This is a genomic window from Carnobacterium sp. GW821-FHT04C06 (assembly GCF_059420345.1).
Genome location: NZ_JBWKTN010000005.1, coordinates 253,869 through 276,052, shown reverse-complemented (window position 1 = coordinate 276,052; position 22,184 = coordinate 253,869). Strand labels below are relative to the sequence as shown.

Genomic DNA, 22,184 nt, shown 5'->3' with positions numbered 1-22,184 from the left:
GATAAGTGAACACCACTTACTTAAGGTTTCCATAAAAAAGGAGTTTTCTTATGACGAAAAAAAATAAATTATTATTGATTGATGGAAGCAGTATTGCGTTCAGAGCATTTTATGCAATTCCCGGATCATTAGATCGATTTGTTAATAAAAACGGGCTTCACACAAATGCCCTTTTTAGCTTTCACCGAATGTTAGAAAATGAAATGAGTAAAGAAGAACCGACACATGTATTAGTTGCATTTGATGCAGGGAAAACGACATTTAGACATGAATTTTATAAAGAATATAAAGATGGACGTTCTAAAACACCAGGGGAATTTAAAGAGCAAATGCCTTATTTACGTGATTTGTTAGTCGGATTTGGGATTCCACATTACGAATTGGATAATTATGAAGCGGATGATATTATTGGAACCCTAGCAACGCAAGTAGACCCAAATGAATATGACGTTGTAGTCGTTTCAGGCGACCGAGATTTAACACAACTTGCTAAAGAAAATGTTCGTGTGGACATTACCATAAAAGGGGTTAGTGAAATCGAAGAAAATACCCCTGCTTATCTAATGGAAAAATACGGTTTAACGCCAAATCAAATTATTGACATGAAGGGATTAGCAGGAGACTCTTCTGATAACATCCCAGGAGTGACCAATATTGGTGAAAAAACAGCTTTAAAACTGTTACATGAATTCGGTTCTGTTGAAGGCGTGTATGAAAACATTGAAGATATGAAAAAAAGCAAACGAAAAGAAAACCTAATCAATGACAAAGAACAGGCTTTCCTAAGTAAACGCTTGGCAACAATCGATGTTGAGGCTCCTCTAGAAGTGACAGTGGATGATTTAGTGTACAAAGGAAAAGACGTTGGAAAATTAATTGATTTTTATAAAGAAATGGATTTCAAATCATTTTTAAGCAAATTAGATACTAAAGCTTATGATGAAGAAAATCAAATTGAAAAAGCTGAAATTCTTTTTGAAGTGGTAACCGAAGTAAAACCTGAAATGTTCGGTAAAGAAGGTGCTTTATACGTTGAAATGTTAAGTGATAATTACCATACAGCAGATATTGTAGGAGTCACTTGGACAAATGGTGAAAAAATTTATATGGCAGATCCTGATTTTATTTTAGCGGAGCCGCTATTTGCAGAATGGTTAAAAGACGAATCAATAGTTAAACACGTCTTTGATGCAAAACGAACAGTCGTAGCAATGAAACGCTACGGCAACGAAGTGAATGGCATCCAGTTTGACGTTTTACTGGCCTCTTATATTTTAAATACAAATGACAACAGTAAAGACTTATCTGAAGTAGCAATGGAGCATGATTACTATGAAGTCGATTCAGATGAAAGTGTTTATGGAAAAGGAGCTAAAATTGCCATTCCAGAAGACCCAGCGGTACTTTATCAACATTTAGCGAGAAAAGCAAAAGCCATTGAAGTTTTAAGCAAGCATTTGAAAACAGATTTAGAAAAAAGTGAACAAAGTGATCTTTTCTTTTCAATGGAATTGCCTCTTTCAATGGTATTAGCAAAAATGGAAATGACAGGTGTAAAAGTCAATGCCAATCGCTTACTAGAAATGAAATCAGAATTTGCTACTCGCTTAACTGAAATTGAAGCGCGTATCTATGAAGAAGCTGGAGAAACTTTTAATATCAATTCACCAAAACAATTAGGTGTGATTTTATTTGAAAAAATGGGTTTACCTGCAATTAAAAAAACTAAAACTGGTTATTCAACAGCAGTTGATGTTTTAGAGCAATTAAGAGAACAAGCGCCAATCGTAGATGATATTTTACAATACCGTCAAATTGCTAAAATTCAATCAACCTATGTGGAGGGCTTACTAAAAGTCGTTCATAATGCGACTGGAAAAGTACACACTAGATACGTTCAAACCTTAACCCAAACAGGTCGCCTTAGTTCCGTTGATCCTAACTTACAAAATATTCCGATTCGCTTAGAAGAAGGGCGTAAAATTAGACAAGCCTTTGTACCAAGCCATGAAGGCTGGAAAATGTTTGCTTCCGATTATTCACAAATTGAATTACGTGTGCTGGCAGATATTTCAAATGACACCCATTTAAAAGAAGCCTTTCTTGAAGGGCAAGACATCCATTCAAGTACGGCAATGCGTGTCTTTGGAATTGAAAAAGCAGAAGATGTGACTGGAAATATGCGTCGCCAAGCAAAAGCGGTCAACTTTGGAATCGTTTATGGTATTAGTGACTACGGACTATCGCAAAACTTAGGAATAACCAGAAAAGAAGCACAACAATTTATTGATACGTATTTTGATAAATATCCAGGCGTTAAACAATATATGGAAGACATCGTACGAGAAGCAAAAGACAAGGGCTATGTTGAAACCTTATTTCACCGTCGCCGTTACTTGAAAGACATTAATTCAAGGAACTTTAACCTACGATCATTTGCTGAAAGAACAGCTATGAATACGCCAATCCAAGGAAGTGCGGCTGATATTATTAAAGTAGCGATGATTGAAATGGACAAACGTTTAAAAGCAGAAAATTTAAAAGCGACAATGTTGTTACAAGTACACGATGAACTGATTTTTGAAGCGCCAATGGAAGAAATTCCAATCCTTGAAAAATTAGTTCCAGAAGTGATGGAACATGCAGTGAAATTACAAGTTCCATTAAAAGTAGACAGCAATTATGGCGACAGTTGGTATGACGCTAAATAAAAGAATAGCCTTGCATCCATTTGATAAAATAAAAAATGGATGCAAGTTTTTTAAGAAGAAAGGAGCTTTTTATGCCAGAATTACCAGAAGTTGAAACGGTCCGAAAAGGACTAACCAACCTTGTTAAAGGTGCCACGATTAAAGACGTAGCAGTTTATTGGGATCGCATTATCACAAAACCATTTTCTGGTGAAGAGTTTGGTCACCAATTAATAGGAGAAACCATTCAACGTATTGACCGTCGTGGAAAATACTTGATTTTTATTTTAGATCACTGGGCAATGATTTCCCATTTGCGAATGGAAGGCAAGTATGAAGTTGAAGAAAAGGAAACACCTTTGAAAAAACATACTCATGTGGTCTTTCATTTAACAGATGGCCGAGATTTAAGGTACTTAGACGTTCGAAAATTTGGTCGTATGACATTAGTTCCTTTGGGAGAACAATTTAATGTGACTGGACTACGTGACTTAGGACCAGAACCTATTCCAGAGTTCTTTAAGTTGCCAGAATTTTCAAAAGCTTTAAGTATAAAAAACAGAGCCATCAAGCCATTATTACTAGAACAAAAGATTGTTACAGGTCTAGGCAATATTTATGTTGACGAAGCTCTTTTTGAAGCGAAAATCCATCCTTTACGCCCAGCGAATTCACTGAAAAAAAGTGAAGTTAAAGCCCTTTATCAAGCGATTATTGATGTTTTAGGACGAGCAGTTGAAGCAGGTGGAACGACGATTCGAACCTATCAGAATGCGTTAGGAGAAGCGGGAACATTCCAAGTAGAACTTGCAGTTTACGGTAAAACAGGCGAGCCTTGTATTCGCTGTGGACACCTTATTGAGAAAATTAAGGTAGCACAACGAGGAACCCACTTTTGTCCTCAATGTCAAAAATTGACAACTACAAATACAAAGTCATTCAACCAATTATAGAAAAGAGTGATAAAGATGACAGTTATCTTAGGGTTAACAGGGAGTATTGCCACCGGAAAATCAACCGTCAGCCAACTCTTCAAAGATTTTGGCTTTCCAGTAGTAGATGCTGATCTTGGGGCAAGAGCCGTAGTCGAAAAAGGAACAGCAGGTCTTAGAGAAATCAAAACATATTTTGGCGATGAAATCATCCATTCAGATGGCAGTTTGAATCGCCAAAAACTTGGAAAGATTGTCTTTGAAGACGGGGAGAAACGAAAGCAGTTAAATGAACTTTTAAAACCCTATATTCGAAAATGGATTATGGATGAGACTCAAAAACAAGTTGCAAAAGGCGTGTCATTGGTTGTGTTGGATATTCCACTTTTATATGAAGCAGAGTATGACAAAGTTGTTGATAAGGTGATGGTAGTAGCCGTTTCTCCTGCCATTCAACTGGAGCGACTACAAAAACGCAATCAATTATCAAAAGAAGAAGCCTTATTGCGAATTCACTCACAAAAATCAATTGTTGAAAAAGAGCAACTTGCGGATATTGTGATCGATAATAATGGTTCAAAAGAATCAACAAAACAGCAAGTCGAAAAGTGGCTAGGTCAAATGGGGTTTCTTTCTATCAAAGGATAGAAAGAACTCTATTTTTATAATCAACACCTTTTTTCATAAGTCTTTTCACAAAGGTTCAAGCTATGTTATAATGACGTGTAAACACCTAATTATAATACGAATTATTTTATTAATCATAATAAATTAAACATAGAGGATGATGAAAAGTGCAATGTCCACGCTGTCAAAATAATGGTTCTAGAGTTGTCGACAGTCGTCCAGCAGATGAAGGACGAGCAATTAGACGAAGACGTGAATGTGAAGCATGCAGCTTTCGTTTTACAACCTTTGAAAGAACGGAACAGGCGCCTTTACTTGTTGTCAAAAAAAATGGAACAAGAGAAGAATTTAACCGTGAAAAAATCTTGCGTGGCCTTATTCGCTCCTGTGAAAAACGCCCAGTAGCAATGGAGCAAGTTGAAAAAATTGTCGATGAAGTCGAAAACAAAGTTCGAGGTTTAGGTGAAAATGAAGTATCAACTACTTTGATTGGCGAATACATCATGGAGCGCTTAGCTCAAGTAGACGAAGTTGCCTATATTCGTTTTGCAAGTGTCTACCGTGAATTTAAAGATATGAGTGTCTTTTTGAAAGAACTACAAGAAATGCAAGAAAAAGAAAAATAAGCAAGCGAAAGGTGTGAATCTTATATGAATTATCCATGGAAAAATCTTAGTCCAAAAGATGGCTTTAAAGTCCGTCAAAATGGCTTGCTTTCAGATATGGATCAAAAAATTCTCACTTTTTTATATCAGCCTCTGATTGGTGCAACAGCCTACAGTCTTTATATGACTTTATGGACAGAAGTTGAAGATGATAAGTATTGGAGTGACGGTATTCTTCATTCAGAATTACTGGCACTATTAAACATTGGAATTCCAGAATTGTATCAAGCAAGAATTAAACTTGAAGCCATTGGCTTACTTAAAACTTATGTCAGTTCAGAACAAGGAAAAAACTTTGTTTATGAACTTCTATCTCCACAACCAGTCCATGTTTTTTTTAAAGACGATTTGTTAAGTTTGTTATTATTTGAAAAAGTAGGCGAACGGAAATTCAGAAAGCTACGCCAACGCTTCACATCGAATTCAGTTAATCCAAAGGAATTTGAAGAGATTACAAAATCATTCCTAGATGTCTATCATTTTGATAGTCAACTATTTAATCAAGAAAAAAATCTATTGACCGAGCCAGTCGAACTGGTAGGTGCTACAGAAAGTACGGCACCTCAATTGGATTCTAAGCAGTTTGATTTTAAATTTTTCTATGATGGCTTATCTACTCAATATATCAATCGTTCCTCCATTACAAAAGAAATTGAAAAGACGATTATTGTGTTGAACACAATGTATGGGGTCGATGAATTAAAAATGCAAAAAGCTGTTTTAGAAGCATCTGATATTGATACAGGCAAAGTAGATGACCGTAAGCTAAAGCAATTGATATACGATCAGTATCATCAAACCAATCAACAAGCTGTGCATGTAAAAGATGTTATGGAAGAAGTGATTGCTACTTCAAAAACGAAGCGTCAATTTAGAAAAAATGAATTGAAGCATCAAGGCTTTACTAATGAGGATATTGCTGTAATTGAAGTGAGCGAAAGCATGACACCATATGATTTTATGACATCCATCAAAGAACAAAAAGGTGGATTTGTTGCCAAAACAGAAGAGTGGACGTTAGAAAATTTGCTTAAAAGAGCCAATTTACCGTCATCCGTAGTCAATATTTTGATCCATTATGTGTTAGTAGTCCGAGGAAATCCAACCTTTACTCAAAATTTAGCTGACAGTATTGCCAATGATTGGAGTCAAGACAACGTCACTTCTCCAGAACGAGCGATTCAAAAAGTAAAAGAACTTTATCAAGAAAATGCAGCTAAAAAACAAAAACGAGAAGAACAACAAAAAAGCTACTCAAAATCAAAACCTGCTACTTATCGCAACAATCAAACCAGTACAAGAAAAGAAACCTTACCAGAATGGGCAAAAGATGATTATCAAGAAACCGAAGAAAAGCCGATGAGCAAAGAAGAGCAAGAAGCCTTTATGCAACGAATCAAGCGGTTAGAAAAACAAAATTAGGAAAGGATGGTGAATAGAATGGAAGATATGGGCAAAGGTTTATCCAAATTAATTAAAGAACGAAACTTAGAAAGTCAGTACGATTCTTTGATGAAAGAAGTCTTAAGAGACGAGGATGTCATAAGCTTCATTGAAGAAAATCGTGAAAAATTGACAGATGAACGAATCGTACGAAGCTATGCAAAACTTTACGAATACGTTCAAGAAAAAAAGAAATTTCAGCGTAAAGATGGCATGATGGCACCAGGCTATATGCCAAAGTTATTTATGAATTTTCACGTTATCGACGTTACGTATGTTCCGACAACTGAATTGATAGCGAAACAAAAAGAAAATGAGATTCGTGAACGAATTCATTCAATGGATATGCCAAAAGATGTTCGTAATGCAACGCTAGCTAAATTTGAATTAACTGATGAGCGACGAGAAGCAGTTTCGGAAGCACTTGATTTTATTGATTCTTATTTAAGTGATCCAAAAGGTTTTCATAAATCGTTATATTTACAAGGATCTTTTGGAGTGGGAAAAACCTATTTATTAGGAGCTCTTGCTCATGAATTGGCGAAAAATGGCTATGCTAGTACATTAATGCACTTTCCATCTTTTGCTGTTGAAATGAAACAATCCATTGGCAAAAATGATATGAGTGAAAAATTGGATATGGTCAAAAAATCAGCCATCTTAATGTTAGATGATATTGGAGCAGATTCAATGTCTAGTTGGATTCGTGATGATGTTTTAGGTGTTATTTTGCAATACAGAATGCAAGAGCAATTGCCAACCTTCTTTTCATCAAACTTTGATATGAAGCAATTAGAAAACGAACATTTAAGAACTAGTCAACGCGGAGAAGAAGAACCTTTAAAAGCAAAACGAATTATGGAACGAATCCGTTATTTGTCAAAAGAAATCAAAATGACAGGGAAAAATAGACGTAATGGATAATTTGTTTTTGTTATTTAACGATTGTTACTTGAAAACTCAGAGAAAAAGTGTTTTAATTAGGTCAATAGATTAAATCAATGAGAAAGACACCAAGACAAGAAACCTATTTATCAGAGAGGAAAGTATTTGCTGAGAACTTTCTAAACAAGAACTTGTTTTGACCACTTTCAAGTGCCACTGTGAACCATTTATGAACTAGCAGTTTGGCCGTTTCGCTAACGTTATCAAGCCTAAGAGAAAGAGTCTATTTTAGGACTCTAAAATTGGGTGGAACCACGACTAGATCGTCCCTTTTACAACGAGTATTGCTATTTGTTGTAAAAGGGGCTTTTTTTATTTAGCAAAAGATTGATTTAAAAATTAACTACATTGGAGGAAGCAATATGTCAGAAATCAAGATTACATTACCAGATGGCGCAATTAAAGAAGTTGCAGCAGGTTCGTCAACGTTAGATATTGCGAAAAGTATCAGCAATAGTTTAGCAAAAAAAGCTTTAGCCGGAAAATTCAACGGAGAATTAGTCGATTTAGTTCGTCCACTTGAAGTAGATGGAAGCTTAGAAATTATTACACCCGATCACGAAGATGCCTTACAAATCATTCGTCATTCTTCTGCTCATTTAATGGCAAATGCGTTGCGTCGTTTATATCCAGATATTCATTTTGGTGTAGGTCCAGCAATTGAAAGTGGATTTTATTACGATACTGATACTGAAACACCTATCACAGAAGAAGATTTACCAAAAATCGAAGCTGAAATGATGAAAATCGTGAAAGAAAATAATCCGATTGTTCGCAAAGAAGTGACTCGTGAAGAAGCGCTAGACTTATTTAGGGAAGATCCTTATAAAGTAGAATTGATTACAGCATTGCCAGCAGATGAAACAATTACGGTCTACGATCAAGGCGATTTTGTTGATTTATGTCGTGGGGTCCACGTTCCTTCAACAGGCCGTATTCAAGTATTTAAATTATTATCTCTTGCAGGAGCATACTGGAGAGGTGATTCAAACAACAAGATGATGCAACGTATTTATGGAACAGCCTTTTTTGATAAAAAAGAATTAAAAGAATTTATCAAAATGCGTGAAGAAGCAAAAGAACGCGACCATCGTAAACTAGGTAAAGAACTAGATCTATTTATGATTTCTCCAGAAGTTGGATCAGGATTGCCATTCTGGTTGCCAAAAGGAGCGACAATTCGTCGCACTATCGAACGTTACATCACTGATAAAGAAATCAGTTTAGGCTACCAACACGTTTACACTCCAATTATGGCAAATGTTGACCTTTATAAAACATCTGGTCACTGGGATCATTACCATGAAGACATGTTCCCACCAATGGATATGGGAGACGGCGAAATGCTAGTGTTACGTCCAATGAACTGTCCTCATCATATGATGGTTTATAAAAATGATGTTCATAGTTACCGTGAATTGCCAATCCGTATCGCAGAATTAGGCATGATGCACCGTTATGAAAAGAGTGGCGCATTATCAGGGCTACAACGTGTTCGTGAGATGACTCTTAATGATGGCCATACATTTGTTCGTCCAGATCAAATCAAAGACGAATTTAAACGCACATTAGAGTTAATGGTGGCAGTATATGAAGACTTTGATATTACAGATTACCGTTTCCGTTTAAGCTATCGTGATCCAAAAAATACAGACAAATACTTTGATGACGATGCAATGTGGGAAAAAGCTCAAATCATGTTAAAAGCTGCCATGGATGAAATGGAATTAGAATACTTTGAAGCAGAAGGAGAAGCAGCCTTTTATGGTCCTAAACTAGACGTTCAAGTGAAAACAGCAATGGGAATTGAAGAAACATTGTCAACAATTCAATTAGATTTCCTATTACCAGAGCGTTTTGATTTAACTTATGTTGGAGACGATGGCGAAAATAATCACCGTCCTGTTGTTATTCATCGTGGTATCGTGTCTACAATGGAACGTTTTGTTGCCTACTTGACTGAAGTATACAAAGGCGCCTTTCCAACTTGGTTAGCACCTGTTCAAGCTACAATTATTCCAGTTAATATGGATATGCACTCAGATTATGCTTTCGAAATCAAAGAACGCTTGACAGCTGCAGGTATGCGTGTTGAAGTGGATGATCGCAACGAAAAAATGGGCTATAAAATTCGTGCTTCACAAACTCAAAAAGTTCCGTATCAATTAGTTGTTGGGGATAATGAAGTAAAAGAAGCAACAGTTGCTGTTCGTAAGTATGGTGAAAAAGAAACAACAGATATGGCACTAAATATGTTTGTAGATGTTATGGTTGCAGAAGTAACGAACTATAGTAAATAATAAAAAGGGGTTATAAAATTCTTAAGAATTTTATAACCCCTTTTTTGTATAAAATAATTTTTTTGTATGATAAAATTAATGATTGTATAGGAATTTTTGATTTGGAGTGGGAAAAATGGGAATTTATGAGAAACTAGTAGGTGTTGGTTTAATCGTAGCAAGTGGTCTATATGGATTTTCTTTGATTGGAAATGCGAGTCAAAAAATTGATTATCCCAATGAAGGCATGCGCTTTTTTGAAACAAAAAATGTAAATCAACTAGAACAACAACAATTAAATAAGTACATGGATAGAAAAGTTGAGGAACAAAAAAAAATTCCTCATTTAAAAGATTACTTAAGAGAACCCTGTAGTTATTTTTTAAATATTAAAAAAATTCAACAAGGAACTGCAAGTTTATCCTATCGTATTACGGAAATTGAGCCAACTTTAAATCCGTATTCAGTAGCTTTTAAAAAAAGAACAGAAATGAATACCATCACTACTAAAGAAGGAACAGAGTTGGAACTACAATCAATTTTTACGGATGCTAACGATGGAGTAGAGTCCTTAAAACAAGACATAATAAAAAAAATAAACGAGATGCAAGTCTATTCAACAGAGCAAAAACAAGAGATAATCCAACAAGTAACCGATCAAATTAAGCCCACATTAAATCATTATAGTATGTCAGATGACCTATTTGAATTTGAGCTAAAAGATACGACTATTCAAGTTCCAAAAGCAGAGTTAAAAAGAGTCATTAAACCAGATTACTTATCCTTACAATTAAATCAACAAGTGGCAGATGAAATTCAGCAAGAAAAAATAGCAGAACAAAAACGGATTCAAGAAGAAGTAAGGCGCCACCAAGCAAAAAATCCGATTGCAAAAGTCAGTGGGAAAGTAGTTGCATTAACTTTTGACGATGGACCAAGCCCATCAGTAACGCCACGTGTATTAGAACTCTTGAAAAAATACAATGCTAAAGCGACTTTCTTTGTATTAGGGAAAAATGCCATAGCCAATCCAGGCTTAATCCAGCAGGAAATTGGAAATGGCAATGAAATTGGCAACCATAGTTGGAATCATGCTGACTTAACGAAATTAAAAAAAGACGGTGCACTTAGTCAAATTCAGCAAACCAATCAAGCCGTTAAACAAGCATCTGGTTACGATGTTCAGTTAGTCCGACCACCGTATGGAGCCATTACGAAAGAATTGAGCCCAATCATTGGTATGCCAGTCATTCAATGGTCAGTAGATTCGCTAGACTGGAAAACCAAAAATGGGGTAGCCGTACACAAAGAAGTAATGAGCCATGTAAAAAACGGTTCAATCGTGTTAATGCATGATATTCATCCGACAACGGCTGATGGACTGGAGCAAATTTTAAAAGAGTTAAAAGAGCAAGGCTATCAATTTGTTACCATTAGTGAATTATTTGGAACGCCAATGATACCTGGGAAAGCTTATTACAACGATTGATTCCTAAAAAGAGTTGACATATTTCTAAAAAAAAGGTATACTATAAAAGTTGAGAAAACAAAGCAGAAGCACCCGCTTCTCGCCTTAGTAGACAAATGTCGCTGGGCTAGATATAAAAGATGATATCTTGCGTAATGCAAGTTCGGATATTTATAGGCGGGTTCATATAGAACTCGTCTATTTTTCTGCTGTACATTCTCGCGAATTTGATGGAGGTGAATGACCATAGCAAAAGATATGATGGTAAATGACGGCATTCGTGCTCGTGAGTTACGCTTAATAGGCGACGATGGAGAACAGCTTGGTGTTAAAACAAAAAGCGAAGCTCTTAAACTTGCTGAACAAGCTAATCTTGACCTAGTATTAGTAGCACCAACGGCAAAACCGCCAGTTGCTCGTGTCATGGATTACGGTAAATTCCGTTTTGAACAACAAAAGAAAGAACGTGAAGCCCGTAAAAACCAAAAAATCATTAACGTAAAAGAAGTGCGTTTAAGTCCGACAATTGATGTCAATGACTTTAACACTAAATTACGTAATGCTCGCAAATTCCTTGAAAAAGGTGACAAAGTGAAAGCTTCGATCCGATTTAAAGGCCGTGCCATTACTCATAAAGAGATTGGCCAAAAAGTTTTAAACCGTTTAGCTGAAGAAACTGCTGATATTTCAACAGTAGAATCAAAAGCAAAAATGGATGGACGTAGTATGTTCTTGGTCTTAGCACCAAAGAATGATAAGTAAGATCGATGTATTTTTAAGGAGGAAACACTAATGCCAAAACAAAAAACACACCGCGGTTCTGCTAAACGTTTCAAAAGAACAGGTAATGGCGGACTAAAACGTCATAGCGCTTTTACAAGCCATATGTTTGCTAACAAATCACAAAAGCAAAAACGTAAATTACGTAAAGCTTCAATGGTTTCAGCTGGTGATTACAAACGCATTCGTCAACAATTATCACAAATGAAATAATTTTCAACTAGACGATTGCATTGCGTAATCCGTACTTAGATGAAAAACACAACGATTAAAAAATTAGTGAAAAGAATTTTCTAAATAATAGAAAATTTCTTATAAGGAGGAAATTACTATGCCACGTGTTAAAGGTGGGACAGTTACCCGTAAACGCCGTAAAAAGATTTTAAAATTATCAAAAGGTTATTACGGAGCAAAAAGCAAATTATTTAAAGTAGCAAATCAACAAGTGATGAAATCTTATCAATATGCATACAGAGATCGTCGTCAAAAGAAACGTGATTTCCGTAAATTATGGATCGCTCGTATCAACGCAGCAGCTCGCATGAACAACATGAGCTACAGTGTATTGATGCACGGTTTAAAAGTTGCTGGTATCGACATTAACCGTAAAATGTTAGCTGATATCGCTGTTCATGATGCAGCAGCATTTACTGCTCTTGCTGACCAAGCAAAAGACGCTTTAAACAAATAATATAGTTAGTCCCGCTCATTTGAGTGGGGCTTTTTTTTTACTATGACGATTGATTTTCTTCATGAAAGTTCCAAAGGTCTTTGCATTTTCTATATCTATTTCCTCTGGTACTTAAGTATAAAAATAATCTAATATAGCTTTGAATATGCTATATTTTTGCTTATCAATCAATAGAAGTGGTGCTGATGATGATTGTTCTTTTGAAAAAAAGAAATCCTTGACCTTTGGGTTACCCTAAGGTTTATAATAGGGATGAGGTGAGGGAATGTCAGAGAAATTAATGACGATTTCAGAGTTGGCAAAAGTATTTAAAATAAATCAGCACACGATTCGACACTATGAAGAAAAAGGTCTATTGCAACCATCTGAAATAAGTGAAAATGGGTATAGAAAATATGGGTTATCGGAAGCGTATCAGCTATCTTTTATATTATTTTTAAGAGAATTAGGATTAAGTTTGGCGAGTATTAAACTACTTATTGAAGAGGGATCAAGAAGGGATTATACAAATGTACTGTTAGAAAAAAAAGAAAAAATTAAAGAAGAAAAACTACGTTTAGAGAAGATAAGTAAGATGGTTGATGAACAAATTGAAATTAGTTCAAAAGCGAAAGAAGAAATGTACTCAATTAGTTACGCCATTAAGTTGACTTTACTCAAGCGTATGCCACTATCAGAAAGTTTTGGCATCTCTGACTTAGCTGAAATCAAATTGAGTTCGGGACTTTTTATGGAAAAAATATATTACATTATCCATGAAACCTTTTATGATATATGCATTGAAGAAGCCAAAGGAACACACTTTAGTATTAGTTCAGGAAAGTATTATTTTCAATTAATTGAAATAGGCAGTGAAAAAGAAGTAGATAAAGAAATAGAACATGCACTATTAAATCACGGGTTCCCTCTAATTGCGATTGAAGATAGCGAACGTTTTTTAACAAATGGAAATCGAATCACTATCAAAGTCTTGGGAGAGAAAAAATGATAGTGATAGAAAAAATAAACAGTTTGACTGAACAAGATTTAACTCTTTTATTCAAAGGATTTAAATCGAAATGGCAGAGGTTGCTAAAGGTCTATTCTTTTGAAGAATTTATTAGATTATATAACAGCACTAGTCTAACAGAAGTCTGTTATCGAGTTATTTATAATGAGCATTTAGCAGGTATTTTTGCTATTAATGGAGAGTTTTCCAAAAAGAAAAGGAAGCTTATTAGAATTCGGAATTTTTCTGACTGGCGTTGGCATATCGGGCTAAAATTACTAAGTGTTAAAGTTGCAAAAAAGGAGTGTTATCTATCATTTCTTGTGATTGATGATAATTTTCAAGGTAAAGGGATTGGGAAAATGTGTTTACACTATATTGAAAAATTCACATTGAATTTAAATAAAATGAATTGCATTACATTGTTTGTTTCAACTGAAAATAGTAGAGCTATAAAGCTATATGAACATCAAGGATTTAAAATTGATAGCCAATTACATTCGTTCTTTACAGAATATTTTATTGGTGAACGAAAATGGTATAAAATGAAGAAAGTGTTGAGTTGAAGAAGTTTTTGAGGTAGGCATCTTTATTTTTAGAAAAAATTAATAATAAATGAGGTATGAATAAAATGAAGAAAGCGACGGTTTCAGTGATTGCAATACTTATTAGTTTAATAAGTATTATCGTTTATAATAATGAATTTGATATGATTGTTAAAGATGAAACCGTTAATATCGGAAAAGAAAGTATAGCAGTTGAATATGCTCAGCCAAAAAAGAAGAGAGAAAAACCCGGTTTAATTTTATTTATACATGGCGATGGACCAACTAATAAGAATGGTGATGAAGGGTATTATCCAGCATGGGAAACTCTTGCAAAAGAAAATTATATATCCATTAGTTGGGATAAAGCAGGCGTTGGGGGTTCCACGGGAAATTGGATGGAACAGGATATGGTTGATCGAAAACAAGAAGCGGAAAAAATATTGAAGTGGGCACTTGAAAAATTTGATCTTGATTTAAGGAAAGTTGGTGTTTGGGGAGCCAGTCAAGGAGGTTGGGTTATAACAAAACTATTAAATGAAAATAAAGATGTGAAATTTGCAATTGGCGTTGCCCCAGCGGTAAATTGGATGAGACAGGGGAAGTTTAATACAATTAGTGATATGGAATATGAAGGTTATTCTAAAAAGAAAATTGATGAAAAATTATTGATAGAAACTAAAGTAAATGACTATTTAAAAGAAAATGATTATCAAGGGTACCTGGATAGTAATTTAGAAAAAGATGTTTTAGAAAAAGACAGATGGGATTTTATTCGTAAAAATATGGACTTAGATAATACTTCAGAGCTTGAACAAATTAGTAAACCTTATTATTTAGTAATAGGTGACCATGATCTTAATGTTGATACGAAAGAAACAGAAAAAATTTATAGAGATCACATAAACAAAGAGTATTTAACAGTCTATCCAATTTCAAATGCGACACATAGAATGTTAAAACCAAGACATCAAAAAGATAGTAGGATGACAGTTGTGGAAACCATTTTTAATCCTAGAAAAATTTTTGCACCAGATTACTTTAAAGCACTCAAAGAGATAGCATCGAAAAAAAATATAATTCCAGTGCTGTTTAATACAAGATTTTTAAATCATACTACTAATAATGATAGGTTAAATGTAAACGGGCCTAGCAAAAGACGCTTTAAACAAATAATCATAAAAAAAGAGAATCTTAAAAGATTCTCTTTTTTTATATATAAATCAACGAACTTCAATCCAAGCATGATAATAATCAAACCGTTCCTCCTCAGCAAAGCTAACAAGATACCTTGCTACAGTAAGTCCTGTCTTGTAGCCTAAGCTTGTTAATGCGTCAAGATGCTCTTGTAGGTTGTGAATAGCTGGTTCCTCAATTGAAACCTTTAACAGGCATTCTTTAAAGCATTTGTTTTCTTTAGAATTCTGCCACAGAACTTCTTGATTTTTTTGATTGGTAGAGGCTAAACCATATTCAATTTCACTGCTTGAAGATGAATTTATTTTTAAAAGAAAGCTTGAGGGGTCTGCTAAGTACGTAGTCACACTTTCCTTATCTGTAATATCTAGATGAATCATAAAATCAAAATCTGGCTGACTATCCTGATAAAGTTGCTTTTGCAAATACTTAACCAACTCTATCTTTTTATGACGAGTACGAATGCCTAATTGAACATTCTTTAACCGTTCAATTTCATTTGTTACGCTCAACTCAGTTTCTATAAGAACATCGGATAATGAAGCCGCATCAAAAGTAGTTATTTTTTTTAATTGTTGAATGGGAACATTTAAACTTCGATAAAATTGAATATCGGTTAGTTCAATTAATTGTGTTTCCGTATAAATGCGATACCCATTTTCTGGATTGCGTTCAATCTGAATCAAATTTTCTGCATCCCAATAACGCAAAGTAGATTTTGGAATATTAAATAAATCTGATATTTCTTTAATTGAATAATGTTCTTCCATTTCCACACCTCTTTTTTCAATTATAATAGAAACTCCATTGACATTAAAGTTACTTTAACCTTTATACTAAGCTAAGTAGAAATAACAGAAAGTTGGTAAAGTTATGAAATTAGTGATTGATTTTTTCAAAAAAAATAAAAGATTAAGTAGTGCAACAGTTGTTGCACTTTTGTTTCAAATTTTAGGAACACTAGGAGTTCCACTTTTAGTTGCTAAATTAATTGATGAAGGTATTGCTAGTGGTGATCCTACACTAGTCTATGAAATCGGGTTGCAAATGGTAGGTGTGGCTTTTTTTGCCGCTATATCAGCAATCATAGGAAGCTATTTATCGGCTCAAATGGCAGCTTCATTTGGTTATCAAATTAGAAATCTTTTTTTTAGAAAAGTACAAAAACTGTCCTTAAAAGATACAGAAGAATTTGGTGTTGCGTCACTGGTCAACCGAACGAGTAATGATGTGGACAATATCCAACAGGTGATGATTTTATTCTTACAAATGATTTTGCCAGGCCCAATCATTTCTATCGTCGCAATTTATATGACATATTCGCTTTCACCAAAATTAACGATTGTTCCAATTCTTTCAATGCTTATTTTCTTAATGGTTGTTTTTATTTTAATGAAAAAAAGCAACCCTTATTCAAGAAGTGTTCAAATGAAAATGGATCAAGTAACCCGAGTTTTCAGAGAGTTTTTTATGGGTATCAGTGTTATTCGTGCCTTTGGCAATCAAGAATATGAAAAAAAACGGACCGACCAAACTTTCAAGGAATATGCAGACAATACCATTAAGTTAAACCAAGTCTTTGCTTGGTTGACTCCAACTGTTCTTTTTTTGATGGGATCTTCTCTAGCAGGAATTTTATGGATTGGAGGAAATGAAGTTGCACTTGGAAAACTCCAAATTGGCAGTATTACAGCAGTCGCCGAGTATACTATTATTACCTTAGCTTACCTTGTAATGGCAGCCATGGTGATAGTAACGATTCCAAAAGGGATGGCGTCGGTTTACCGAATTCAAGAATTATTAACTAAAGAACCAGAAGTTAAAGACGTCGCAATTGTAAATGCAGACAGTCAAAAGAATCAAAAAGAAGTTGTAGCCTTTAAGAATGTCACCTTTTCTTATCAACATGCAGCAGAACCAGTATTACAAAATATTAGTTTTGTTGCTAAGCGAGGAGAAGTGACCGCTATCGTTGGTGGGACGGGTTCTGGAAAAAGTACGATTGCTAAAGTATTATTACGCTTTAGCGAAATAACCTCAGGAGAAATTCTGTTAAATGGACTGGCAATTAATGACCTTTCTCAATTTGATTTACGCAAAAAAATTAGTTATGTTCCACAAAAAGCATATTTATTTAGTGGAACAATTGAAGAAAATTTAAAAACAGGCAATCAAACAATTAGTTCAGACGAATTGGAGCATATTATTAAAATTGCTCAATCTGACTCCTTTATCCATTCACTGGAAAAAGGAATACAATCAAAAGTTGCACAAGGTGGGAGTAATTTTTCAGGTGGACAAAAGCAACGTTTGGCCATTGCTCGTGCATTAGCTAAGCAAGCAGATGTTTATGTTTTTGACGATAGCTTTAGTGCCCTCGATTTTAAAACAGATAGCAGACTAAGACAAGCATTGAAAGAGGAACTAAAAAATAAAGCAGTAATCATTGTAGCGCAACGGATTAGTACAATCAAAGACGCAGATCAAATTCTTGTGTTAGATGAAGGGGTGATGGTTGGAAAAGGCACTCATACAGAACTCCTTGAAACCAATCTGATTTACCAAGAATTCGTTGCCTCACAAAGTGCAAGTAAGGAGACACAAGATGATGAATAAAAAGGTTTATCTAGATAGAAGTTTTTGGCGTTTCTTTAAGATTTTAATGACTGAAAAAAAAGCTTTTATTTTAATGGCTTTTTCCAGTTTAATTTCTAATTTATTAATGACTAGTATTCCCTTTATTATGGGAATCGGAATTGATCGCTTGCTTCATATGATTCAAGAAGTAGGACTGCGTGGTGTGACAATTCGCCAGACTCATGAAATACTAAGCCCATTGATTTTAATGATGATCAGTTTTGAACTGATCACCTTTTTCTTTTCATACACTCAGGAAAAAACAATGGCAAAAGCAAGTGAAAAAATAACATTAAATTTAAGGAAACAGTTAACAACAAAATACACAAAATTGCCGATGGAATTCTTTGATACTCATCAAGTAGGGGATATCCTAAGCCGTTCCACAACAGATTTAAACAAAGTTGCCAATGTTTTATTAACGGGTATTAATCAAATGATGTCCTCAATTGCAACTATTTTCTTTGGTGTATTGATGTTATTTTATATCAGTCCAGCATTAACTGTTGCCGTCTTGGGAATCATGGGAATGAACTTTTTTGTAACGAAGTGGATTGCAGCAAAAAATAAAGAGTTTGCTGAAAAAAGCTATAGTGAATTAGGACACTTAACGAATTTTGCAGAAGAGTCCTATACTGGTACTATGATTGTGAAATCGTTTAATCAACAAAAAGCGGCAATTCAAACTTTCAACGAAATCAATCTAAAACAAACTAAAGCCTTTAAGAAAGCTCAATTTGTTAATTTTGGTATCTATCCCCTGATTCGTTTTTTAAACCAGCTAGCTTTTGTTGTAAGTGCAATTTTTGGAGCGAAATTAGTGTTATCAGGAGCTATGAGCTTAGGAACGATTCAAGCCTATCTACAATACGTCAATCAAATATCGGAGCCACTAACACAATCTTCTTATGTTATAAATTCAATCCAAAGCGCGATGGCTTCAATGGAGCGTATTTTTGAAATACTGGATGCAAAAGAAGAAATGGAAGAGGCTAAAACCGTCGTTGAATTAAAAAATCCACAAGGAGAGATAGCCTTCAACCATGTTCAGTTTGGCTATGATTCTAAGAAAATGCTCATGGAGGATGTTGATTTTGTAGCAAAAGCTCATGGGACGGTTGCTATTGTGGGGCCAACAGGAGCTGGAAAAACCACTTTGGTCAATTTGCTATTACGTTTTTATGAACTAAATGGAGGTGAGATTACCTTCGATGGTGAACCCATCACCAACTTATCAAGAAGCCATTTAAGAAGTATGTTTGGAATGGTCTTACAAGACACCTGGTTATTTGAAGGGACAATTGCTGAAAATTTGGCTTATGGAAAAAGAGATGCGACTCGTAATGAAATAATAGAAGCGGCTAAAATTGCGCAGTGTCATCATTTTATCCAAACCTTACCAGATGGCTACGACACCATTATTTCCAGTGAAGAAAACATGATTTCCCAAGGTCAACAACAGTTATTAACGATTGCTCGCATTATTTTAGCCAATCCAGCAATTGTGATATTAGATGAAGCAACCTCAAGTGTTGATACCCGAACAGAAATTGAAATTCAAAAAGCAATGAATCACGTAATGAAGGGGAGAACAAGCTTTGTCATTGCTCATCGCTTGTCGACGATTCAATCCGCAGATTTGATCTTAGTAATGAAAGAAGGAACAATTATTGAACAAGGTACTCATTTAGAATTGCTTAATCAAGATTCTTTCTATTCAGATTTGTATAACAGTCAATTTTCATAATACTCGTCAAAAAAGAGAATTTTAATTCATTCTCTTTTTTGTTTATAAAAGAAAAAACAGAAAAAACTTCAAAAAGATTGTGAAATAAATAAATAGCTGAATTTGACGGTTTACAGCCGTTCTTTAATCAGTAAGCTTTTTTCTCTATTTTAGTGAAAAGATGATGAACACGAATTTTATGCTTTAAATGAATTTTTAATGGAAACTAACACATACTACATATAGTGTCAATGGATAAAATAATTTTCTAATACACAAGATATTGATTGTAAAATAAATTAGAATGAGATAGAATAAATGAGGTAGAGAACAAAAGGAGTGACGTGTAAATGATAAATGTTGAACAGGCTGAAGATAGTACAGCTAACTTTAAAAGTAAAAAACTAAACGTCTTTGTGATTAAAAGAGATAGTCGGTTAGTACCATTTGACGACCAAAAAATTTACGATGCCTTAATGAAGGCAGAAGCACAGTTAAATGGAAAAATAACACCAGAAGTAAAGTCTGAGATTCAAGAAATTGTCTATAAAATTGATCAAGAAATCACAGATCGTTTCCAAAAGGATATTAAAATTTATGAAATTCAAAATATTGTCGAGCATATTTTAATCGCAGAAAAAAAAGTAGCCTTAGCAGAACATTATATCAATTACCGAGCAAATCGAGATTTTGAACGAACAAAAGCAACGGATATCAACTTTACGATTGAAAAATTAATCAATAAAGATCGCTCTGTTGTGAATGAAAATGCTAATAAAGATAGTGAAGTTTTTAACACACAACGGGATTTAACAGCAGGAATTGTCGGGAAATCAATGGGATTAAAAATGTTGCCACCACACGTAGCAAACGCACATCAAAAAGGAGATATTCATTACCATGACTTAGATTACCAACCATATTCTCCGATGACAAACTGTTGCTTGATCGACTTTAAAGGCATGCTAACAGAAGGCTTTAAAATTGGAAATGCGGAAGTTGAAAGTCCTAAGTCCATTCAAACAGCTGCGGCACAAATGGCACAAATTATCGCAAATGTTGCCTCTAGCCAATACGGCGGGTGTAGTGCTGACCGAATTGATGAAGTGCTAGCTCCCTTTGCACAATTAAACTACGACAAGCACTTAGCAACTGCTAAAGAATGGATTGAAGGAGAAGAAAAACAACTTGCCTTTGCAAAAGAAAAAACAGAAAAAGACATTTATGATGCGATGCAAAGCTTAGAATATGAAATCAATACATTGTATTCTTCACAAGGACAAACGCCCTTCACCTCATTAGGTTTTGGTTTAGGTACAAACTGGATTGAACGAGAAATTCAACAAGCAATTTTAAAAGTACGAATTAAAGGAATAGGCAAAGAACAACGTACAGCGATTTTCCCTAAATTAATTTTCACCTTAAAACGTGGCGTAAACTTAGAAGAACAAGATCCAAACTATGATATGAAACAAATCGCCTTAGAATGTGCAACAAAACGGATGTACCCAGATGTCTTAATGTACGATAAATTAGTAGAATTAACCGGTAGCTTCAAAACGCCAATGGGTTGTCGCTCCTTTTTACAAGGCTGGAAAGATGAAGAAGGCAACGACGTGAGTTCTGGACGGATGAACTTAGGCGTGCTGACGTTAAACATCCCACGAATTGCCATGGAAGCAGACGGCAATCAAGAAAAATTCTGGTCAATTTTAGAAGAACGTCTAGCCATTTGTAAAGACGGATTGGTTTACCGCGTCGAACGAGTGAAGGAAGCAACACCAAGCAATGCGCCTATTTTATACATGCATGGAGCATTTGGCAATCGCTTAACAAAAGATCAATCAGTAGACGAATTATTTAAAAATCGTCGTGCAACAGTATCGCTAGGCTATATTGGCTTGTATGAAGCAGCGACAGCCTTTTTTGGAGGAGAATGGGAAAAAGACCCAGCAGCAAAACAATTTACGTTAGACGTTCTAAAAACCTTGAAAAAACATACGGATGCTTGGTCAGATGAATACGATTATCACTTTAGTGTCTATGGTACACCAAGTGAAAGTTTGACAGATCGCTTCTGTCGTTTAGATACTGAAAAATTTGGACAAGTTGAGAATATTACAGACAAAGAATACTACACAAACAGTTACCATTATGATGTGCGTAAAAATCCAACTCCTTTTGAAAAGCTTGAATTTGAAAAAGACTATCCAAAATATGCAAGTGGTGGTTTTATCCATTATTGTGAATATCCTAATATGCGACAAAATCCAAAAGCATTAGAGGCAGTATGGGATTTCGCCTACGATAAAATCGGTTATTTAGGCACCAATACTCCGATTGACCACTGTTATGAATGTGATTTTGAAGGAGACTTCGAGCCAACTGAGCGAGGATTTGAATGTCCACAATGCGGCAATCATGATCCTAAGACGTGTGATGTAGTGAAAAGAACTTGTGGTTATCTAGGTAATCCTCAGGCGCGTCCGATGGTACATGGTCGTCACAAAGAAATTTCCTCTCGTGTTAAACATATGAAGTAACTAAATAAAGTGCTGCCAAAAAAATTTT

18 protein-coding genes and 1 other annotated feature are annotated in these 22,184 nt (G+C 34.9%); of the genes, 17 read left to right on the top strand and 1 reads right to left on the bottom strand.

Annotated features, from left to right (window positions below; genetic code table 11):
* The first annotated feature begins 50 nt into the window (after window positions 1–50).
* The 14 genes from polA to AC07SW_RS10695 all read left to right on the top strand — a co-directional run bounded on the left by polA (window position 51) and on the right by AC07SW_RS10695 (window position 15,375).
* A complete protein-coding gene (polA, locus tag AC07SW_RS10760) occupies window positions 51–2,711 on the top strand; it encodes a DNA polymerase I (protein WP_119907843.1) in 2,661 nt (886 codons plus the stop codon).
* Between the two features lie 71 nt (window positions 2,712–2,782).
* Window positions 2,783–3,643, top strand: a complete 861-nt coding sequence (gene mutM, locus AC07SW_RS10755; RefSeq protein ID WP_494632858.1) for a DNA-formamidopyrimidine glycosylase — start codon at window positions 2,783–2,785, stop codon at window positions 3,641–3,643.
* A 15-nt stretch (window positions 3,644–3,658) separates the two neighbouring features.
* The gene (gene coaE, locus AC07SW_RS10750) at window positions 3,659–4,270 is read left to right on the top strand and encodes a dephospho-CoA kinase (RefSeq protein WP_034570512.1); all 612 of its coding nucleotides are present in this window, start codon (window positions 3,659–3,661) and stop codon (window positions 4,268–4,270) included.
* Window positions 4,271–4,416: 146 nt separating this feature from the next.
* Window positions 4,417–4,875, top strand: a complete 459-nt coding sequence (gene nrdR, locus AC07SW_RS10745) for a transcriptional regulator NrdR (RefSeq protein WP_034570509.1) — start codon at window positions 4,417–4,419, stop codon at window positions 4,873–4,875.
* Between the two features lie 24 nt (window positions 4,876–4,899).
* Window positions 4,900–6,336, top strand: coding sequence for a replication initiation and membrane attachment family protein (locus AC07SW_RS10740; RefSeq protein ID WP_494632857.1), 1,437 nt, complete (start codon window positions 4,900–4,902; stop codon window positions 6,334–6,336).
* Between the two features lie 18 nt (window positions 6,337–6,354).
* Window positions 6,355–7,281: a primosomal protein DnaI gene (dnaI, locus tag AC07SW_RS10735; RefSeq protein ID WP_034570503.1), complete on the top strand. Its 927-nt coding sequence runs from the start codon at window positions 6,355–6,357 to the stop codon at window positions 7,279–7,281.
* A gap of 383 nt (window positions 7,282–7,664) precedes the next feature.
* Complete coding sequence (gene thrS / locus AC07SW_RS10730; RefSeq protein ID WP_494632856.1) at window positions 7,665–9,602, top strand: threonine--tRNA ligase; 1,938 nt, start codon at window positions 7,665–7,667, stop codon at window positions 9,600–9,602.
* A 115-nt stretch (window positions 9,603–9,717) separates the two neighbouring features.
* Window positions 9,718–11,070, top strand: a complete 1,353-nt coding sequence (locus AC07SW_RS10725; RefSeq protein ID WP_494632855.1) for a polysaccharide deacetylase family protein — start codon at window positions 9,718–9,720, stop codon at window positions 11,068–11,070.
* 54 nt (window positions 11,071–11,124) lie between these two features.
* Window positions 11,125–11,261: a sequence feature (ribosomal protein L20 leader region), on the top strand.
* 28 nt (window positions 11,262–11,289) lie between these two features.
* A complete protein-coding gene (gene infC / locus AC07SW_RS10720) occupies window positions 11,290–11,811 on the top strand; it encodes a translation initiation factor IF-3 (RefSeq protein ID WP_034570495.1) in 522 nt (173 codons plus the stop codon).
* A 30-nt stretch (window positions 11,812–11,841) separates the two neighbouring features.
* On the top strand, window positions 11,842–12,042 hold the full coding sequence (gene rpmI, locus AC07SW_RS10715; protein ID WP_034570492.1) for a 50S ribosomal protein L35: 201 nt from the start codon (window positions 11,842–11,844) through the stop codon (window positions 12,040–12,042).
* A 118-nt stretch (window positions 12,043–12,160) separates the two neighbouring features.
* Complete coding sequence (rplT, locus tag AC07SW_RS10710) at window positions 12,161–12,520, top strand: 50S ribosomal protein L20 (RefSeq protein WP_034570489.1); 360 nt, start codon at window positions 12,161–12,163, stop codon at window positions 12,518–12,520.
* 265 nt (window positions 12,521–12,785) lie between these two features.
* Complete coding sequence (locus AC07SW_RS10705) at window positions 12,786–13,508, top strand: MerR family transcriptional regulator (RefSeq protein WP_494632854.1); 723 nt, start codon at window positions 12,786–12,788, stop codon at window positions 13,506–13,508.
* Window positions 13,505–14,074 (top strand): GNAT family N-acetyltransferase, encoded by a 570-nt coding sequence (locus AC07SW_RS10700; RefSeq protein WP_494632853.1) that lies wholly within the window; start codon window positions 13,505–13,507, stop codon window positions 14,072–14,074. Before AC07SW_RS10705 ends, AC07SW_RS10700 begins: the two co-directional genes overlap by 4 nt.
* Window positions 14,075–14,139: 65 nt before the next feature.
* Window positions 14,140–15,375: an alpha/beta hydrolase family protein gene (locus AC07SW_RS10695; protein ID WP_167736708.1), complete on the top strand. Its 1,236-nt coding sequence runs from the start codon at window positions 14,140–14,142 to the stop codon at window positions 15,373–15,375.
* On the opposite strand, the gene AC07SW_RS10690 is transcribed toward AC07SW_RS10695, so the two are convergent.
* Window positions 15,277–16,020, bottom strand: a complete 744-nt coding sequence (locus tag AC07SW_RS10690) for a MerR family transcriptional regulator (RefSeq protein WP_494632852.1) — start codon at window positions 16,018–16,020, stop codon at window positions 15,277–15,279. The genes AC07SW_RS10695 and AC07SW_RS10690 overlap by 99 nt on opposite strands.
* Window positions 16,021–16,123: 103 nt before the next feature.
* Here AC07SW_RS10690 and AC07SW_RS10685 point away from each other — a divergent pair, with 103 nt between their 5' ends.
* From AC07SW_RS10685 to nrdD, 3 genes are all read left to right on the top strand, one after another.
* Window positions 16,124–17,866: an ABC transporter ATP-binding protein gene (locus AC07SW_RS10685; protein ID WP_135023271.1), complete on the top strand. Its 1,743-nt coding sequence runs from the start codon at window positions 16,124–16,126 to the stop codon at window positions 17,864–17,866.
* Complete coding sequence (locus AC07SW_RS10680; RefSeq protein ID WP_463684938.1) at window positions 17,856–19,634, top strand: ABC transporter ATP-binding protein; 1,779 nt, start codon at window positions 17,856–17,858, stop codon at window positions 19,632–19,634. Before AC07SW_RS10685 ends, AC07SW_RS10680 begins: the two co-directional genes overlap by 11 nt.
* 329 nt (window positions 19,635–19,963) lie before the next feature.
* Window positions 19,964–22,156, top strand: coding sequence for an anaerobic ribonucleoside-triphosphate reductase (nrdD, locus tag AC07SW_RS10675; protein WP_135023269.1), 2,193 nt, complete (start codon window positions 19,964–19,966; stop codon window positions 22,154–22,156).
* Window positions 22,157–22,184 lie beyond the last annotated feature (28 nt).

Excerpts from the sequence above, each read along its gene's own strand:
- coaE (WP_034570512.1), top strand. The coding sequence starts at position 3,659 with ATGACAGTTATCTTAGGGTTAACAGGGAGTATTGCCACCGGAAAATCA.
- AC07SW_RS10680 (WP_463684938.1), top strand. The coding sequence starts at position 17,856 with ATGATGAATAAAAAGGTTTATCTAGATAGAAGTTTTTGGCGTTTCTTT.
- dnaI (WP_034570503.1), top strand. The coding sequence starts at position 6,355 with ATGGAAGATATGGGCAAAGGTTTATCCAAATTAATTAAAGAACGAAAC.
- AC07SW_RS10685 (WP_135023271.1), top strand. The coding sequence starts at position 16,124 with ATGAAATTAGTGATTGATTTTTTCAAAAAAAATAAAAGATTAAGTAGT.
- rplT (WP_034570489.1), top strand. The coding sequence starts at position 12,161 with ATGCCACGTGTTAAAGGTGGGACAGTTACCCGTAAACGCCGTAAAAAG.
- polA (WP_119907843.1), top strand. The coding sequence starts at position 51 with ATGACGAAAAAAAATAAATTATTATTGATTGATGGAAGCAGTATTGCG.
- AC07SW_RS10740 (WP_494632857.1), top strand. The coding sequence starts at position 4,900 with ATGAATTATCCATGGAAAAATCTTAGTCCAAAAGATGGCTTTAAAGTC.
- AC07SW_RS10695 (WP_167736708.1), top strand. The coding sequence starts at position 14,140 with ATGAAGAAAGCGACGGTTTCAGTGATTGCAATACTTATTAGTTTAATA.
- AC07SW_RS10725 (WP_494632855.1), top strand. The coding sequence starts at position 9,718 with ATGGGAATTTATGAGAAACTAGTAGGTGTTGGTTTAATCGTAGCAAGT.
- infC (WP_034570495.1), top strand. The coding sequence starts at position 11,290 with ATGACCATAGCAAAAGATATGATGGTAAATGACGGCATTCGTGCTCGT.
- AC07SW_RS10705 (WP_494632854.1), top strand. The coding sequence starts at position 12,786 with ATGTCAGAGAAATTAATGACGATTTCAGAGTTGGCAAAAGTATTTAAA.
- mutM (WP_494632858.1), top strand. The coding sequence starts at position 2,783 with ATGCCAGAATTACCAGAAGTTGAAACGGTCCGAAAAGGACTAACCAAC.
- AC07SW_RS10700 (WP_494632853.1), top strand. The coding sequence starts at position 13,505 with ATGATAGTGATAGAAAAAATAAACAGTTTGACTGAACAAGATTTAACT.
- thrS (WP_494632856.1), top strand. The coding sequence starts at position 7,665 with ATGTCAGAAATCAAGATTACATTACCAGATGGCGCAATTAAAGAAGTT.
- AC07SW_RS10690 (WP_494632852.1), bottom strand. The coding sequence starts at position 16,020 with ATGGAAGAACATTATTCAATTAAAGAAATATCAGATTTATTTAATATT.
- rpmI (WP_034570492.1), top strand. The coding sequence starts at position 11,842 with ATGCCAAAACAAAAAACACACCGCGGTTCTGCTAAACGTTTCAAAAGA.
- nrdD (WP_135023269.1), top strand. The coding sequence starts at position 19,964 with ATGATAAATGTTGAACAGGCTGAAGATAGTACAGCTAACTTTAAAAGT.